We start from the raw sequence: 15,508 nt of genomic DNA on the forward strand, positions 1-15,508 counted from the left end.
ATTGCTCCCTTCTCATGATTTTATATAGTTCTCTGGAGAACTAATTTAGTTTTCATGAGAACTATTTTACCACTTACAGAGAATATGTCAAGAAAAAAGTTTCCTAGAGAACTATTTTCTGATAAAAAATCCCAAGTGAGCTTCTCACTTAGGATTATGTTTTCTAGATTAAATGTCTATCTTGCAAGTTTTAGTTTTGCTTCAAAATCATTGATCACCTTTTGCAGATTGAGCCTGCCTCTGTAGATGCCATAACCAAACAAGAGCATGGCTAAGACACCCAGAAGGGCTAGGACAATTCCTGCAATCAGTGCTAATAGATTAGTCTCATGAAAGAAGTAAATCAGAACAAGACCGATACTGGCAATGACAAAGAAGAGACTAAACCAGCGTCCTAGATTTTCAATCATATGCTTCTGGTAGTGAATTTCTGTTTCATAACCTTGAATCAATTCTTGTTCTGTCATGATTTTCTCCATTCTTTATTTTAGTCAAACAAATTGATACTAGACTAGCAGCATATCGGACTTACTGCCAGTCTGAAACTTGAGTAGGAATTAGTATTTCAGTTGAGGATCAAAGATGCCCAGTGCTACACCAATCAAAGCAATGACAACCAAGAGGAGCATAACAAGGTTTGGTGATACTTTTTTCTTGGCCATCAGCCACCAGCAAAGGGTGATAAAGCCAGCTGTTAAGAGACCTGGATAAACACCGTCAATCTTTTCTTGTAGCTTCAAGAAGGCTTCGCCATCCGCATTTTTCAGCTCAAATGAAGTCGTTACAGATACCCAAGTTGCAGCAACTGCCCCGATAACCATACCACCAATGACACTGATTGCCTTACGAAGGGCCTGTCCTTTAGGTCCTACAAGGAATTCTACCGCCTTGTCCCCTAATTCATAGCCTTTGAAGTAGGCAAAGCGCATCCCGCCATAGATGAGAACATTCCAAACAAGGATATAGAAGAGAGCCCCGATAGGATTTCCACCTTTCGAGAGGCCAAGGGCAATCCCCAGCAGAACTGGAATTAAAGTTCCGACAACCAAAGAGTCACCGATACCTGCGATAGGCCCCATGAGACCAGCACGCATACCATTAATAGTTTCTCCATCAACTGCATCACCATTGGCACGCGCTTCTTCCAAACCAGCTGTAATCCCCACTACCAAAGCTCCGAGCTGAGGTTCTGTGTTGAAGAAAGCTGTATAGGTCTGCATAGCTTCTTTCTGCTCTGCTTTGTCTTTGTAGAGTTCTTCCACAATTGGTAGCATAGAGGTCAAGTAACCAAAAGTCTGCATGTGCTCTTGGGAGAAGCAAGTCAAATGACCATAGTACCAATGGTGGAATGATTTCGCTAAAGTCTTTTTAGTTATTTTCTTTCTTTCAGCCATCTTAGATATCCTCCTCATCGTCATCAAAGTCAGCCCCACCAGCCGGCGCGGTCACACGAGCTGATTTGATTACTTCCAATTCATAGTAAATTACTGCAAAAATCAATGAAACAACTGCACTGGCAACCAAATTAAGACCAAGTGACTTAGCCAAGGTGAAGCCCACAAAGAATGGGATAAAGTCAGCAGCCTTGGTAACGATTTGTTTCAAGAGAATGGCAATACCTACACATGGGAGAAGAGCTCCGACTGTAAAGAGGGATTTCATGATGAAGCCATCCATTGGCAGGTGAGTCTTCATCAGCTCAACCATATCGGGGCCAAACTTAGTGATAAGCATTGTTGGAAGGAAAGAGAAGACAAAGTGGGAAATCCAAGGATAAACCCAGTCAACAGCGTAAAGCTTTTTAAATTCGCCTTTTTCAACGGCTTCCCAACCAATGTGCTGCCATATCAGGTTTGTAGTGGCTGTTCCATAGAAGAGAACTGTACCGATAGTACCAACTGCTGCTCCGATTGGTGCAGCTGCTGCAGCGATAGCAGATTCAGACGTGATTCCTTTAGAATGAACAAATAAGATTGCGAGAGGAATCCCAATGTAAGAAATCGCCCGCACATCAGCAGAAACTGTACCACCTGGTGTTACTAGAGCGATGTAGAGAACCTGAAGGGCTACCCCAACCATAATCCCTGTTTGTAAGTCTCCGAGAATCAGCCCGCTAATCAAGCCCCCGACCAGAGGACGTCCCAAAGTGTAGTTACCAATACTAGAACCACCCATACCAGGCATAGAAGCTAAACTAGCGAAAAGACCCAGTAAAGCGGCTTGCAGCCAAGAAATTGTCATAATAGACTCTCCTTTTTATTATTATAATTAAAAACCAAATTTAGACTTGAAATCGCTCCAATAACCGATGGAAACATCTGGTAGAAGCTGGAATTTGACTTTGTAGCCTGCTTTTTCGATCGCCTCAATCGCTTCTGCCTCTTCCTGGGTAATGGACTGGTTATTCCCCAGCTTAATAGCTCCAGGACGGTCATTAGCAGGGCCAATGATGATTTCCTTAACATCACCAGGTACAAAGCCTTGGTCCACTAGGATTTCTTTCATGTCCACAGGATTTTTCGTAATGAGGAAATAGCGGCTGTCTGACTCTATGACCTTGCCTGATTTTTCCTTGAAAGCTTCCTTGGTCCAAACAAAAGTCTTCTTGTCAGAAGCTCCCTTGTAGGCCTGAATCAAAACCTTGTTTCCTGCTGCAGCATTATTTACTGCAATCAAGCCATCACAAGGGTATTCCTTGGCCCAGCGAGTGACTGTTTGACCGTGGATCATGCGGTCGTCAATCCGTACAAATGATACTGTCATCTTTAAAATCTCCTTTTATCTTTTAGAATGTATGGCGGAAGTACTAAATGTCGTCTTCATCTTCGTCAGCTGCATCACTTACGACTTCAAATTCCTGCAAAGCAGCTGTAGCCTCGGAAAGGATAGCCTGAGCTAGCTCTTTTCCGTCTAATATGTCTTTCATAACCAAACCAGTCAATCCCATGGTCAGGTTCAAACCACCCAAGATAACTGCTGAGTCGAGCTTACACATGTCAGCTAAGACACTAGCTGCTGTCGTCAGAGGACTGCCTCCTACAATATCAGCCAGAACTAAGACACTGTCATCAGCGCTTAAGCCAGCCAAGGCCTGAGTAAAATTAACTGCAAAATCATCAACTGACTCGCCTTCCTGAAGACCAACCGCAATGACCTGATCCGTCTTGTCTCCGGCAAACATCTTTAAGGAACTCTGCACGCCTGCAGCCAGTCCCCCATGGCTGACCAGTACAAGGTATTTCATCTTTCCTGCCTCCTTTTTCCTTCTAGCTCTTAGCCAAGTAAGGCTTTAAATGATGAAGGATTTATTGATGATTTTATTTTACAAATTTTGAAACCGATTTCATATTGTCAAATGTCATTTTGCCCAGATGACATTTGTTAGGAAAAATATGACATTTGTCATATTGGTCTAGGCAGCTGTGCTTTTTTCTGACTTAATTAGAAATAAAAAAGAAAGCAGATTATTTTCCGCTTTCTATTTCTCTTTGAATGCTCGGCAAGGCACTGTCAATCTCTTGATTCTGCATAGCATTTTGAATCAGATAGTCCATCCTGTCCATGGTATGACGGTCTACTTCAAGACTGATGTCAATGATGGAGCGATTCATCATGTGGTCTAACCTCTCAGAAGTCAAGGAATCCAGGCCAAAATCATCTGCCTGTAAGATTTCTCTGGCCTGTTGACTTTTCACCATAGATGGTAAGACTGAGGTCCCCTGCGATTTTTCAAACAAAGCCTGCTGGCTTTCTTTATCCTGTGACAGCAAGAGCATAAATTCCCAAGCCAGCTTCTCTTGCTTGGTATTGGAAGACATGGCAAAAAGCGAGGTCTTGACCTGTGTTCCCATCACCTGACTATTGGCTGTCGGCATCGGGATACAGGTCCAAGAAAAGCTGGAATATTTGGCAACATGGTAAGGGTAAGGCTTGTAGGTCCGATACTGGGCCAGACTCATAGGATAGAAGGCCACCCGTCCCTCATCAAAGTCATTAGAAGTCACCTTATAGTGTTGGCTGAGCATATCTAGCTTGCTCATAAAGGTCAAGGCTTGGTGCATCTCTGCGCTGTCTACATTGATACCGGATTTATCGATAAGATGGCCGCCGTAAGCTACCAGAGCCTGCTGCCAAGTGTAATCTGTTATACCGTACTGATCCACCACACCATCGCCATTGGTATCCTTGGTTACTTTCTTGCAAATCTCATAGAAATCCACCAGGGTCCAGCCCGACTCAGGAATGCTAATTCCTTCTTTTTCAAGCAGGTCTTTATTGACACACATCATAATAGGATTGCTCTCAACTGGAAGGGCATAGCTGACTCCCTGATATTGCCCAGCCTCATAAGCCACTGGATAAAAAGCCTTTCGCTCATCATCCGTTAGGAGGGTATCCAAGGATTTAAGCGCGCCAGTCGAAGCCAACATACTAAAGTCGTTTTCTGGTACCATAAAGAGATCTGGCTGCTTGCCTTTCAAGACTTCCTCTGCCAGCCAGTCAGCATAATCATCCTTGGGAATACCGCTTTCGTAGACGACCTTGACATGAGGATGCGTCTTTTCAAATTTTTTAATCAGGCTGTCCAAGACCTTGTTTTCGCGGCTGTTAGGCACATCCCAGCTAGAGCCAGCATAGATCCCGATACGCAGGACTTTTTCCTGAGCTGAATCCCAAAATACAAAAGCCAGAGCAACAGATATAATCAAGACAACCAGCAGGGACAAATTTCTCAATCTCCACTTCATTTGTCGCTTTCCTTACTAAAATCTCTCTGGGTGACTCCAGTCTGTACGGCCCAGATAGCCAGTTGGGTCCGGTCACGCAGGTTGAGCTTGGCTAGGATACCCGACAGATAATTACGGACTGTCCCTTCTGATAGAAAGAGTTTGGCTGCAATTTCCTTATTCGAAATCCCAAAGCCAATCTGCTGGATAATCTTCCACTCCGTCCGGTTCATGTCCTCCACATTTTCCTCTGTCACTGTGATGGCAAAGTTGGACTGGGCCATCTGTGAAAAGATTTTGAAGACCTTGGTGGCAATATTGGGATTGATCATAGCTCCGCCTCGATAGACTGTTTGAATAGCTTCATGAAGCTCTTCTGTCGAAACCCCTTTAAGAATATAACCAGAAGCACCGTATTTGAGAGCTGAGAAGATAAATTCATCATCGTCAAAGGTCGTTAGGATGATAATCTTGACATCTGGATACTGCTCCTTGACAGCCTTGGTACAGAGAACACCGTCCATGACTGGCATGCGAATATCCATCAAAATCACATCTGGGCGCACCCGATGAAGCTTTTCCATCACTTCCTTGCCGTCTCCGACCGTCCCGACTACCTCAATATCTGCGTGGGCAGACAGAATGATTTGCAGAGACTCGCGAATCAAGGCCTGATCGTCTGCTATTAAAACCTTAATCATGTCTTCCTCCTATTTTTGGAATTTCGATATGCGTGTAGAAACCGTCCTGATTTTCAAAGCGGACGCTTCCGCCAATAATCATTAGGCGCTCCTGCATCTGCTTGAGGCCATAGCCATAGTGGAGTTCATCAAAGCCAACACCATCATCCTGAATGGTCATTACATAAGCTTCTTCTTCCTCTAGTAGCTCAATCCAGATAGTCTTGGCATGCCCATGGCGGACAGAGTTGGTAATCGACTCCTGGATCACTCGGAAGACAATGTCTTCCTTGGCAATATCCAAGTCAATATTATCCCATTTGTAGAGGAGATGAATCTCCAAGTTGGAGATGGCTTCATACTCACGGGTAATCTTAATCAGAGCTTCCTTCAAAGTGTTATTTTCCAGAGCTCCCGGGCGCATCTTATTGAGCGAGCCTCGGACGTCACGGATACCATCTCGAACGACGACTGAGACATTATTAAGCTGCTCCTTAGCCCGATTGGTATCAATATCAACCAATACCTTGACCGCATCAATACCCGCTGAAATTCCTGTCAGGGCATGGCCCAATGTATCGTGAATCTCTCTGGCAATCCGCTTCCGCTCTCGATCTTCTGCTATTTTCTCAGACAAAGCCAGGTAAGAGTTCAGCTCGCGATTGGCTTGAAAAGCCATGCGAAGCTCTTCCTCAATACGATGGCGCTCCGTAATAGCCGACAAGATATAGAATAGCAAGGAAATCATAAAAACGACAATATTAAGCGAGTAGAGAAAGTTCTTGCCAAATAAGAGCAGAAAGCGTACAGACTCAGGATAAAAACGAATATAGGTATCCAAAGACGGCAGATTGATAAAGAGCGACATGAGGTTATAGTTGGACAAGAGCAGCATGCCAAAGCTCAAAATAATGAAAGAAAACCAGTACTTTTTGTCCTTGGAAGCATTGAACTCCTTAGAGCCATAGAAAATATCCGCAAACACCAAGAGAATCAAGCCATTGTAGGACGAGTGCAAGACGGAAAAGATGACCAGCATGAGCAGGATTTCAATAATGGTCACCTTGTCATAGACGGACAGCTGATTGGGGTGACGCTCCCGATAGTACATGACTAAAAGCAGACAGGCATACAGACTAATAGATACCCAGAAGATTAGGCTAGGAGAGCCCGGAATGGCATCCAAACGCTCCAAAAGCGAGTGACTGAAGCCCTTAGCCGCTACATAGTTGGTCGCAAAGAGATAGATGGATGCATTATAGACAATGGCAAGCAGATTGATGACCATTAGGGCTATTTTGCTGTAAAAGATACTTTTTTGAGGTCTCATTATTGCCACCCTGTAACTGTGTATTGACTGATATTATCTCTATTAACCAGATGAACAGGAATCAGGTATTGGCTGTCGTAGGATTTCCCCTCCTGCATCAGCTCAATTACTTGCGCCACCTTGCGTCCCATCTGAATGGGCGATTGAGCCACGGTTCCCTCTATATCACTAGTCGTAGTCAAAAAGTTTTTGATATCAGGCGATCCATCCACGCCGTAGATGGAGATTTTCTTATCAAGACCTTGATTTTTAATAGCTGCTAAGGCGCCGATAGCTGCCCGATCATTGAGCGCCATGACTACATTAAAGTCCAAACCTTCGTCTAAGGCACTTTTTACTTGCGGCATGCTTTCCTCTGTCTGACCCAATGTTTCTTTCTGGGAAATAATCTTGTAGCTAGGCTGTTTTTCAATCGTATCAATAAATCCCTGAATCCGGTCCATGGCAGAGACGGCATTGCGGTGCTCTAGAAGGAGAATATTAGCAGAAGGCAAGCGCTTCATCATGTCCTGGGCAATCAGGACGCCTGCTTGGTAGTTATCCGACACAATAGTCGTATCCACTTTTACATCCTGACTGATAGGCGCATCCACTACGATGATTTTAATCCCAGATTTCTTGGCCTTTTGAAGAGAGGAAATAATGCTTGGACTATTGCTTTTTACCGGATTGATAACAATGACATCAACCTTTTCTCGGACAAAAAAGTCAATCTGCTGGCTCTGCTTGCCCTCATCCAACTCAGGATCCCGCACGTAAAGCCGGCTGCCCTGCTGGTTGGTTTTCTTCTCCAGCTCCGCATTTAATGTCTTATAAAAATCATTATTCATGGTCATGTAGGTTGCCCCAATCTTGACCTGCTTCTCACCTGGCATAACGCCCTTGAAATAAACAAAAAACAAAGCAAAAATAAGCAGAATGAAAAGCGGCCAGAGAGCCTTCTTCTGATAATGCTGAACCCGTTTTTTGACATTAGCTGCTACCATTTCCCCCCCTATGCCGTAAGCGCCTTTATGAAACATATAGGATTATTATATTACAAAACCGCCAAAAAGCAAAATCTTTCCAAAATGACTATCATAAAAAAAGCGAGACAGAATCTAAAAATTCATTGATTTTTGATTCTTGGTCCCACCTCGGCAATCATAATTAAACTTTTAAAAGCTTGAGAGAAATAGAATTCAGTCAAACAGATCTTGCATCTTACAAAACTGAATGCTGATTTTTTAGAGCTAGGTCATTTCCCACTCTTTGCTTCTTGCTTAAAAGGGAAGTTCCTCTTCTTCCAACACTAAATCTGCCAAATCACCTCCGCTGTCATTTTCACGCAGAGCACGCTGGGCGCGACTTCCAGGAGATGGAAGCTATGACAGAGCACCTCTGTCACATAATGAGTCGCCCCTCCTTCTCGTAGCGACGAGTCCGCAACTCACCATTCAGGGAAATCAAGCTGCCCTTACTTGTATAGCTGGCTAAAGTCTCAGCTAGGCGTCCCAGACAACCACATTTACAAAATCCGCTTCACGCTAACCGCTCTGAGATTGGTGGTACGAGTTAAAAGACTGGGAATAGAGAATTTCTTAATCTCTGTCTGCGAGTAGTCTAAAACTCGGTTAAAAATATCACTTCTTAGCCTACTAGTATAAGAAGCAGCCACTCTGGACGTAAAAAATCCAACTGCAACTGCGGACAAGAAGGCCAGAAAAGACATTCCCACCATCATACCTACTGGTTGCCATAACTCATCTAAATTAGTTTCTTTAATTCCCAACAAATTCGTGATTTTCGAGATATAGGTCGGTACTTCCAACTCCAGATAAACCGAAAAGCAGGTGAAGAGAATGGCTAGTAGGATCATCCCCCACTCTTTTCCTGTAATACGTTTAGCAAGTTTCTTCATTCTCTCCTCCTATTCTTTCTACATTAGCCTGTAGTTGTCCGAGAACTTCTTCAAAAACGGCTAGCTTTTCCTTTGAAATTCCTTCCAGTAGACCACTGGCAATCCGATCAAAAAGCGCCTTAACTTCTTGCATCTGAGATCGTGATTTATCGGTCAAACGAACAAGTTTTGCTCGTTTATCACTTGGATTGGCCTCTAACTCGACCAGACCATTTTGGACCATACGCTTGACCAAGTTGCTAGCAACTGACTTGGTGATATTGAGTTCTGTCTCAATATCCTTGATAAGCGTTAATTCTTGATCATGCTCACGACGATCTAAAAACTGCAGGACCTGTCCTTGCGGTCCCCCCATAAATTCAATACCGCAACGTTTGGCTTCTTTCTGCAACATCAGGTGGATCTGATACCCAAAACGTTTAAAAATCAACAACGATTTGTCCATGATTGCTCCCTTCTCATGATTTTATATAGTTCTCTGGAGAACTAATTTAGTTTCCGTGAGAACTATTTTATCACTTTCGGAGGAGATGTCAAGAAAAAAGTTTCCTAGAGAACTATTCTAGTCTAAATTGACATTGGAGAATATTTTCTCTATAATAAGCACTAGCTACCATGGATAGGAATCCATTCACTCGATGAAGGGAGAAGACTTTCAAATGAAACCAGAAGAACAAAAAGTTTTAGGGATTTTAGCAACCATTTTTGGATCCATCGCACTTTTAGGATCTTGGATCCTGTTTATTAATTATCTATCGTTTTTCATCGCTATTGTCGCTTTGATATTAGGTATTATCGGACTTATTGCCAATCTCAAAAAACGGAAAACAATGGCCATTATCGGAACATCCTTGTCAATTGCTTCTATTATACTCTTCCTTACGACCCAAATGTTGTATGCTAATGTCTACAAAGAGTTTGTCAGAGAGTTTAACCGTTCCTATAGAGAAGCCAGTTCCTCAATGGAACGCGACTTGACAGATGATACCATTGATTCACTCCCTGAAGAGGAGGAAGAGGATTCCTTCACTTGGACCCAAAAAGAGTTCGACGCCTTAATCGAAGGTGACCTTGACAACAAAGGAAAAGGTGGTACCAACTACAAGGATATTATCAAAAAGCATGGACTACCAGATTCCGAGTTTGATTCAATCATTGAGGGCTACGACACCAAGAAAATTACCTATATTGGCATTGATGATAAAATCAAGACCGTTACTCTGACCTTTGTAAAACAGGATGATGGTCAACTCTTACTAGTTCATAAAATAGCTGTAGGCCTAGGAGAAAGACAGCAGCAAAGAGATTCTGGAATCAGAGTCTAATCTCAAATATAAAAAGCGAACAGCTAGCAAGTCTGTTCGCTTTTTTATTAGAATCCATCGACATTTGTGTAGATCTTTTGGACGTCCTCATCATCTTCAAGAACGCTGTAAAGTTTTTCAAAGGTTTCAAGGTCTTCACCTGACAACTCAACTTCTGACTGAGGAATCATTTCCAGTTCAGTAACTTGGAATTCTTCGATACCAGACTCACGAAGGGCAACGATAGCCTTATGAAGGTCTGTTGGAGCTGTGTAAACAGTGATTGTTCCTTCTTCCGCTTCTACATCATCCACATCAATATCTGCTTCAAGCAACAATTCAAAGATAGCATCCGCATCATCACCAGCAAATACGATAACACCCTTGTTGTCAAAGAGGTAAGAAACAGAACCTGAAGCACCCATGTTTCCGCCATTTTTACCAAAAGCAGCACGAACGTTCGCAGCTGTACGGTTGACGTTTGAAGTCAAGGTATCCACAATCAGCATAGAACCATTTGGTCCAAATCCTTCGTAACGTCCTTCTGTAAAGGTTTCGTCTGTGTTTCCTTTTGCCTTATCGATAGCCTTATCAATAACGTGTTTCGGCACTTGCGCTTGTTTGGCACGATCGATAACGAATTTCAAAGCAGTGTTTGATTCTGGATCTGGTTCCCCTTTTTTAGCTGCTACATAGATTTCTACACCAAATTTTGCATATACTTTAGAGTTAGCTCCATCTTTAGCCGTTTTCTTGGCTACGATATTGGCCCATTTACGTCCCATTAGGAATCTCCTTTTTCACATTTTAATCTTTCTTATTATAACACAAGTCTTTTCGATTTTCACTAGAGGAAATGGATTTTCTTTTGCAAAGCAAGCTAGGCTTTCCCTCCGACTGCCACGATTTTCTTGCCTTCTTTTATCCAAGGATGTCGGGAAAGGGAGAAGTAAAGTTGGACAGTCATCACAACCCAGAGTAGCGGTTCACAGAGAATAACACCTGTATAGCCTGTCCAAGGAATAATCCAAGCTACGAAAATAATTTTCCCAAACAATTCTATAAAGCTAGATATAAGTGGCAAAAGTTTTTGGCCTAGTCCCTGCAAGCTATTTCTATAAATCAATAAAAGACTTAAAAATGGATAAAATACAGAACTGATACGTAAGTACAAGGTCCCGTTTTCTACCAAATAGCTGTCTGTCGAACTCGCCAAGAAAGAGACTAGGCTAGGACTGGCAAAAAATAGGAAAATACAGGCAAAGGCTGCCCAAGACATACTCAAATAGCTCCCTAAACGAAGACCTTGGACAATACGTTCGGGACGTTTTGCACCAAAGTTTTGAGAGATAAAAGTCGTCATTGATGCTGAAATAGCTGTCATTGGCAGCAAGGCAAAGGCCATGATTCGCCGTGCTGCCGTTTGAGCACTGATAATGACTGCACCAAAACTATTGACAGAGGATTGTAAAATGACACTCCCGATAGAGACGATCGACCCCATCAGACCCATGGCTAGTCCCTGCTCCAAGAGATCCACATAGAGAGCCTTATTCCATTTAAAATGTTTGAGACCCGGAAGAAGCTCTGGAACACTCTTACGAATATAAAAATAACAGAGGATTGCTGACAAACCCTGCGAGATAATGGTTGCAAGACCCGCAGACTGAACTCCCAGATGCAGTTGCGTAATAAAATACAAATCCAAGATCACATTAACGATAGCTGAAAAGATAAGAAAAGCAAGAGCCGCAAGGCTATCGCCAATCGAGCGCAGTAAGCCTGCAAAAAGATTGTAGGCGAAGCTGACGCCTACACAGGTAACAATCATGGAGATATACTCGTAGGATTGAGGAAGGATTTCTACAGGTGTCTCTAAATATTGCAAGAGTGGATACAGGCCGAAGAAGCCCATCAGCATGACAAGAGCACTCAGGATGGCACCCAGAAGCCAAGTTGCCGCAACAGCCTCTTTAATCTTAGCAAAATTACGAGCCCCATAATAGCGAGCAATGACAATCCCCATGCCATTGCCAACACCAAGCGTAAAGCCTATAATCAAGTCAAAAACGGCCGTTGTCGCTCCTACTGCTGCTAGGGATTCTTGTCCAAGGAACCGCCCTACAATCAAGACGTCAGCTGTATTATACAGTTGTTGGAAGATATTGGACAACAGAATTGGAAGGGCAAAACTCAAAAGCGAGGGGAGAATGGAGCCATGAATCAGGTCCACTGTTCGTTTTTTATTCATAAAGATATTATATCAGCTTTCCAGAGGACCGACAAGATTCTTTAACGAATCCTGAAATCAATTGCTTACAGAGAGACAATTTGCTATAATCAAGGAAAGGAGGTCATTTATGAGTTTGACCAGTCAATTAATAACCGATGTGTTCCCAGATCTTGATAAAGTTGAAAAGCTAAATAACGAAGCTTTCCCCGAGGAAGAACGGGTCCCTCTTTCTGAGTTTTTGCGCTATCAGGACCGAGATGACGCCCACTTTTTTGCTTTTTATAACGAAGAAGAATTTGTTGGCTTTGCTTTTGCCATCTCCAACCAAAAGGCTTTCTATATTAGCTTTTTTGCCATCATGCCTCACTTAAGAAGTCACGGGTATGGGAAGGAAATTATCGACAAACTAACTGATTTTTATCAGCGGACCATGTTGCTTGAAGTGGAGCGATTGGATGAAGAATGCGATAACTTGGAACAAAGAAAAGCTCGTATGAGCTTCTATCAACAAAATGGCTTTAAAACAGCTAACGCTTTTCTAGAGTATGATGGCTTGAGTTTTGAAATTCTCTACCGCGGTGACCATTTCGACGAGGAAGCCTATCGCGACATCTTCCAAAAATTACAAGATGAACATTATTTTGACTTTCACATCAAATACAGGCGCTTTAGTGATCATTAGTTGTTTCAAGGAAGAGAAATCTAGAGAGTTTTCTCACGATAAAAACGCATAATACCAAGGTTCTGAATACCTGATATTATGCGTTTTTATGATTTTGAAAACTTTCCCTAGTTTTATCTTTAATCTTCAATTTCGATTTCAAGTCCATCACCTAGGTCAAGCGTCACTTCTTGGTTAGGTGCCAAATCTTCAGCGACAGAAGTAGGAGTGGATCCCTCTTCATCTTCAATCAAACCATATTGAACACGAACCTGATGGTCAATCTCATCAAAAATCTCTGGGTGATCTGCCAAGTATTTCTTAGCATTCTCCGATCCTTGCCCGATTTTTTCACCCTTGTAAGAGTACCATGCTCCTGCTTTTTGGATGATATCGAGATCACTTGCGATCTTCAAGAGTTCACCAGTCTTAGAAATCCCTTCTCCGTACATGATTTCAACGAAGGCTTCCTTAAATGGTGGAGCCACCTTGTTTTTCACGACCTTGATCTTGGTTTCTTTACCGACATTGGTATCTTTTTGGTCACCAGTTCCTTTGATTTGTGTGCTTCCACGAACATCCAAACGGACTGAAGCGTAGAATTTCAGAGCACGTCCACCAGGTGTTGTTTCTGGATTTCCAAACATAACCCCAACTTTTTCACGCAACTGGTTGATAAAGATGGCAATTGTTTTGGTTTTATTGATAGAAGCACCAAGTTTACGCATGGCCTGGCTCATCATACGAGCCTGCAAACCAACGTGGCTATCTCCAATATCACCATCAATTTCTGCACGAGGTACAAGGGCCGCAACTGAGTCGATAACGACAAGGTCAACTGCACCTGAGTCAATCAATTTTCCAGCAATTTCAAGACCTTGCTCTCCTGAGTCTGGTTGTGACAAGAGCAATTCGTCAATGTTCACACCAAGGGCTGCAGCATAGGCTGGGTCAAGAGCATGTTCCGCATCGATAAAGGCTGCAATACCACCTTCTTTCTGTGCTTGCGCGACAGCATGAAGGGCAACCGTTGTCTTACCAGAAGACTCTGGTCCATAGATTTCGATGATGCGTCCCTTAGGATAACCACCTGAACCAAGAGCAATGTCAAGAGCCAAGGACCCTGAACTCATGACTTGCACTTTTTGCTCCGCGCGCTCACCCAAACGCATGATTGATCCCTTACCAAAGTCTTTCTCAATCAATTTAAGAGCATCGTTCAAGGCTTTTTCACGATCCGCTCCAAACTTTTTTGAAATTTCATCTAATTTTTTTGGTTTTTTCGCCATTCTGTTCTCCTATATTCTACTGGTCCTTAGACCTATCTACTATTATATCAAAATTTAGTCACTTAATAAAGCCTTACGAGCTAGGTTAAAGGCATGCATAACCGCGATGTGACGTACATCTGCTCGACTCCGTCCTGCGATATTAGCCTTGATCACCTCTGTCCCTTTTGCATGTGCCAGTCCAATAAAAACTGTGCCGGCGGGATGCCCCTCTAGGCTATCTGGCCCAGCTACACCTGTCAGACTGACTCCATAATCAGACTGAGTCTTGAGCCGTGCCTGCTCTGCCATTTTTCGAGCCGTAAACTCAGAAACGACCCCGTGTTCTTTTAGCTCTTGCTCGGAAATATCCAACATCTTGGACTTTTCTTCTAGGCTGTAGGTGACAAACCCTCCATTAAAGATAGCTGAAACACCTGAAAAGTCTGCTAAAGTAGCCTGAAAGAGACCTGCCGTCAAGCTTTCTGCCGCAGTAATGCTTTTCTGTCTCTTCTTTAGCTCTTCTACAACGACACTTGCGAGGCTGGTTTCTTCCCCATATCCATAACAGATGTCGCGCAGAGAAATTCCCTCAAAAGTCTGGCGATCCAAGATTTGATTTTCTAAGATATCTAGTACTTGATCAGCCTTTTCTTGACTAACTGCTTTTGTAGACAGGCGCAAAGTCACTTCTCCCGTCTTGGCATAAGGAGCCAAGGTCGGATCCGTTTGCTGGTCAATCAAGTCCGCCAAAATGGTCACCAACTGACTCTCACCAATTCCAAAGAAACGAAGCACTCGGGAATATAGTTTGGTGCCTGTCATCAGCTTGGGTAAGAGTTGATTTAAGACCATGGGTTTCAACTCACTTGGCGGTCCTGGAAGGACTACGTAGGTCACTCCATCCACTTCCGACACTCCTCCTACTGCTAAACCTGTCTCATTTGACAGCGGAGTTGCCCCTTCTACAATTTGGGCTTGGCGCTCATTATTCGGTGTCCGAGCATAGTCAGGTCTATGAGCAAAGAAAATATCCAGTTTCTCTTGTGCTTGAGGGTCAAACACTAGATCTTTTCCTAAAAATTTTGCCAGAGTTTGTTTGGTCAAATCATCCTCAGTTGGTCCCAAGCCCCCTGTCAAAATCACAAGATTACTACGTTGACTCGCAATCTCAAGCAAGGACAAAAGACGAGCTTCATTGTCTCCGACAGCTGTTTGGAAGTAGACATCTACCCCGATTTCTGCTAGCTTCTCTGATAAAAATTGAGCATTGGTATTGACGATCTGCCCTGTTAAAATTTCTGTTCCAACAGCAATAATTTCTGCTTTCATGTTTCCTCCTACTTATCTATTCGAATTCTTTTTGAAAAAATCGCAGGAAATTTCCCACGATTTGATTCTTTGT

General features: G+C 43.1%; 16 protein-coding genes and 2 pseudogenes. 2 read left to right on the plus strand and 16 right to left on the minus strand.

Annotated features, from left to right (window positions below):
- Positions 1-176 precede the first annotated feature (176 nt).
- The 12 genes and pseudogenes from HMPREF1516_RS03575 to HMPREF1516_RS03625 all read right to left on the minus strand — a co-directional run bounded on the left by HMPREF1516_RS03575 (position 177) and on the right by HMPREF1516_RS03625 (position 9,082).
- Positions 177-467: a hypothetical protein gene (locus tag HMPREF1516_RS03575; RefSeq protein WP_007520704.1), complete on the minus strand. Its 291-nt coding sequence runs from the start codon at positions 465-467 to the stop codon at positions 177-179.
- 90 nt (positions 468-557) lie between these two features.
- Positions 558-1,412 (minus strand): PTS system mannose/fructose/sorbose family transporter subunit IID, encoded by an 855-nt coding sequence (locus tag HMPREF1516_RS03580; RefSeq protein WP_025172565.1) that lies wholly within the window; start codon positions 1,410-1,412, stop codon positions 558-560.
- Positions 1,396-2,241 (minus strand): PTS mannose/fructose/sorbose/N-acetylgalactosamine transporter subunit IIC, encoded by an 846-nt coding sequence (locus HMPREF1516_RS03585; RefSeq protein WP_033605823.1) that lies wholly within the window; start codon positions 2,239-2,241, stop codon positions 1,396-1,398. Before HMPREF1516_RS03585 ends, HMPREF1516_RS03580 begins: the two co-directional genes overlap by 17 nt.
- Before the next feature lie 27 nt (positions 2,242-2,268).
- The gene (locus HMPREF1516_RS03590) at positions 2,269-2,763 is read right to left on the minus strand and encodes a PTS system mannose/fructose/N-acetylgalactosamine-transporter subunit IIB (protein WP_033605824.1); all 495 of its coding nucleotides are present in this window, start codon (positions 2,761-2,763) and stop codon (positions 2,269-2,271) included.
- A 43-nt stretch (positions 2,764-2,806) separates the two neighbouring features.
- Positions 2,807-3,244, minus strand: coding sequence for a PTS sugar transporter subunit IIA (locus HMPREF1516_RS03595; protein ID WP_033605825.1), 438 nt, complete (start codon positions 3,242-3,244; stop codon positions 2,807-2,809).
- A 220-nt stretch (positions 3,245-3,464) separates the two neighbouring features.
- Positions 3,465-4,748, minus strand: coding sequence for an ABC transporter substrate-binding protein (locus tag HMPREF1516_RS03600; RefSeq protein WP_033605826.1), 1,284 nt, complete (start codon positions 4,746-4,748; stop codon positions 3,465-3,467).
- A complete protein-coding gene (locus HMPREF1516_RS03605; RefSeq protein ID WP_007520712.1) occupies positions 4,745-5,428 on the minus strand; it encodes a response regulator transcription factor in 684 nt (227 codons plus the stop codon). The genes HMPREF1516_RS03600 and HMPREF1516_RS03605 overlap by 4 nt, the downstream gene beginning before the upstream one ends.
- Positions 5,421-6,737 carry a sensor histidine kinase gene (locus HMPREF1516_RS03610; protein ID WP_007520713.1) on the minus strand — a complete coding sequence of 439 codons (1,317 nt, stop codon included), beginning with the start codon at positions 6,735-6,737 and terminating at the stop codon, positions 5,421-5,423. The genes HMPREF1516_RS03605 and HMPREF1516_RS03610 overlap by 8 nt, the downstream gene beginning before the upstream one ends.
- A complete protein-coding gene (locus HMPREF1516_RS03615) occupies positions 6,737-7,723 on the minus strand; it encodes a substrate-binding domain-containing protein (protein ID WP_033605827.1) in 987 nt (328 codons plus the stop codon). Before HMPREF1516_RS03615 ends, HMPREF1516_RS03610 begins: the two co-directional genes overlap by 1 nt.
- Before the next feature lie 276 nt (positions 7,724-7,999).
- Positions 8,000-8,263, minus strand: a pseudogene (locus HMPREF1516_RS09795) (single-stranded DNA-binding protein); the annotation flags it as partial.
- Positions 8,264-8,277: 14 nt separating this feature from the next.
- A pseudogene (locus tag HMPREF1516_RS03620) lies at positions 8,278-8,637 on the minus strand (ABC transporter ATP-binding protein); the annotation flags it as partial.
- Positions 8,621-9,082: a MarR family winged helix-turn-helix transcriptional regulator gene (locus tag HMPREF1516_RS03625; protein WP_033605828.1), complete on the minus strand. Its 462-nt coding sequence runs from the start codon at positions 9,080-9,082 to the stop codon at positions 8,621-8,623. The gene HMPREF1516_RS03625 and the pseudogene HMPREF1516_RS03620, both read right to left, overlap by 17 nt.
- 193 nt (positions 9,083-9,275) lie before the next feature.
- On the opposite strand from HMPREF1516_RS03625, the gene HMPREF1516_RS03630 reads away from it, so the two are divergent.
- Positions 9,276-9,962 (plus strand): DUF4190 domain-containing protein, encoded by a 687-nt coding sequence (locus HMPREF1516_RS03630; protein WP_033605829.1) that lies wholly within the window; start codon positions 9,276-9,278, stop codon positions 9,960-9,962.
- 47 nt (positions 9,963-10,009) lie between these two features.
- On the opposite strand, the gene HMPREF1516_RS03635 is transcribed toward HMPREF1516_RS03630, so the two are convergent.
- The gene (locus HMPREF1516_RS03635) at positions 10,010-10,726 is read right to left on the minus strand and encodes a YebC/PmpR family DNA-binding transcriptional regulator (protein ID WP_000532898.1); all 717 of its coding nucleotides are present in this window, start codon (positions 10,724-10,726) and stop codon (positions 10,010-10,012) included.
- A 95-nt stretch (positions 10,727-10,821) separates the two neighbouring features.
- The gene (locus tag HMPREF1516_RS03640) at positions 10,822-12,192 is read right to left on the minus strand and encodes an MATE family efflux transporter (protein ID WP_033605830.1); all 1,371 of its coding nucleotides are present in this window, start codon (positions 12,190-12,192) and stop codon (positions 10,822-10,824) included.
- Between the two features lie 109 nt (positions 12,193-12,301).
- Here HMPREF1516_RS03640 and HMPREF1516_RS03645 point away from each other — a divergent pair, with 109 nt between their 5' ends.
- A complete protein-coding gene (locus tag HMPREF1516_RS03645; RefSeq protein WP_000060287.1) occupies positions 12,302-12,856 on the plus strand; it encodes a GNAT family N-acetyltransferase in 555 nt (184 codons plus the stop codon).
- A gap of 119 nt (positions 12,857-12,975) precedes the next feature.
- Here HMPREF1516_RS03645 and recA read toward each other — a convergent pair whose 3' ends face one another.
- Entirely contained in the window at positions 12,976-14,124 is a 1,149-nt protein-coding gene (gene recA / locus HMPREF1516_RS03650; RefSeq protein ID WP_033585774.1) for a recombinase RecA, read from the minus strand.
- A 54-nt stretch (positions 14,125-14,178) separates the two neighbouring features.
- Positions 14,179-15,435, minus strand: coding sequence for a competence/damage-inducible protein A (locus tag HMPREF1516_RS03655; protein WP_033605831.1), 1,257 nt, complete (start codon positions 15,433-15,435; stop codon positions 14,179-14,181).
- Positions 15,436-15,508: the final 73 nt, after the last annotated feature.

The organism is Streptococcus sp. CM6 (genome assembly GCF_000526095.1).
Lineage (GTDB): Bacteria > Bacillota > Bacilli > Lactobacillales > Streptococcaceae > Streptococcus > Streptococcus oralis_BW.

What these genes read in the sequence shown, in the direction of transcription:
- HMPREF1516_RS03575 (WP_007520704.1), bottom strand. Translation starts at nt 467, where the DNA reads ATGACAGAACAAGAATTGATTCAAGGTTATGAAACAGAAATTCACTAC.
- HMPREF1516_RS03580 (WP_025172565.1), bottom strand. Translation starts at nt 1,412, where the DNA reads ATGAGGAGGATATCTAAGATGGCTGAAAGAAAGAAAATAACTAAAAAG.
- HMPREF1516_RS03585 (WP_033605823.1), bottom strand. Translation starts at nt 2,241, where the DNA reads ATGACAATTTCTTGGCTGCAAGCCGCTTTACTGGGTCTTTTCGCTAGT.
- HMPREF1516_RS03590 (WP_033605824.1), bottom strand. Translation starts at nt 2,763, where the DNA reads ATGACAGTATCATTTGTACGGATTGACGACCGCATGATCCACGGTCAA.
- HMPREF1516_RS03595 (WP_033605825.1), bottom strand. Translation starts at nt 3,244, where the DNA reads ATGAAATACCTTGTACTGGTCAGCCATGGGGGACTGGCTGCAGGCGTG.
- HMPREF1516_RS03600 (WP_033605826.1), bottom strand. Translation starts at nt 4,748, where the DNA reads ATGAAGTGGAGATTGAGAAATTTGTCCCTGCTGGTTGTCTTGATTATA.
- HMPREF1516_RS03605 (WP_007520712.1), bottom strand. Translation starts at nt 5,428, where the DNA reads ATGATTAAGGTTTTAATAGCAGACGATCAGGCCTTGATTCGCGAGTCT.
- HMPREF1516_RS03610 (WP_007520713.1), bottom strand. Translation starts at nt 6,737, where the DNA reads ATGAGACCTCAAAAAAGTATCTTTTACAGCAAAATAGCCCTAATGGTC.
- HMPREF1516_RS03615 (WP_033605827.1), bottom strand. Translation starts at nt 7,723, where the DNA reads ATGGTAGCAGCTAATGTCAAAAAACGGGTTCAGCATTATCAGAAGAAG.
- HMPREF1516_RS03625 (WP_033605828.1), bottom strand. Translation starts at nt 9,082, where the DNA reads ATGGACAAATCGTTGTTGATTTTTAAACGTTTTGGGTATCAGATCCAC.
- HMPREF1516_RS03630 (WP_033605829.1), top strand. Translation starts at nt 9,276, where the DNA reads ATGAAGGGAGAAGACTTTCAAATGAAACCAGAAGAACAAAAAGTTTTA.
- HMPREF1516_RS03635 (WP_000532898.1), bottom strand. Translation starts at nt 10,726, where the DNA reads ATGGGACGTAAATGGGCCAATATCGTAGCCAAGAAAACGGCTAAAGAT.
- HMPREF1516_RS03640 (WP_033605830.1), bottom strand. Translation starts at nt 12,192, where the DNA reads ATGAATAAAAAACGAACAGTGGACCTGATTCATGGCTCCATTCTCCCC.
- HMPREF1516_RS03645 (WP_000060287.1), top strand. Translation starts at nt 12,302, where the DNA reads ATGAGTTTGACCAGTCAATTAATAACCGATGTGTTCCCAGATCTTGAT.
- recA (WP_033585774.1), bottom strand. Translation starts at nt 14,124, where the DNA reads ATGGCGAAAAAACCAAAAAAATTAGATGAAATTTCAAAAAAGTTTGGA.
- HMPREF1516_RS03655 (WP_033605831.1), bottom strand. Translation starts at nt 15,435, where the DNA reads ATGAAAGCAGAAATTATTGCTGTTGGAACAGAAATTTTAACAGGGCAG.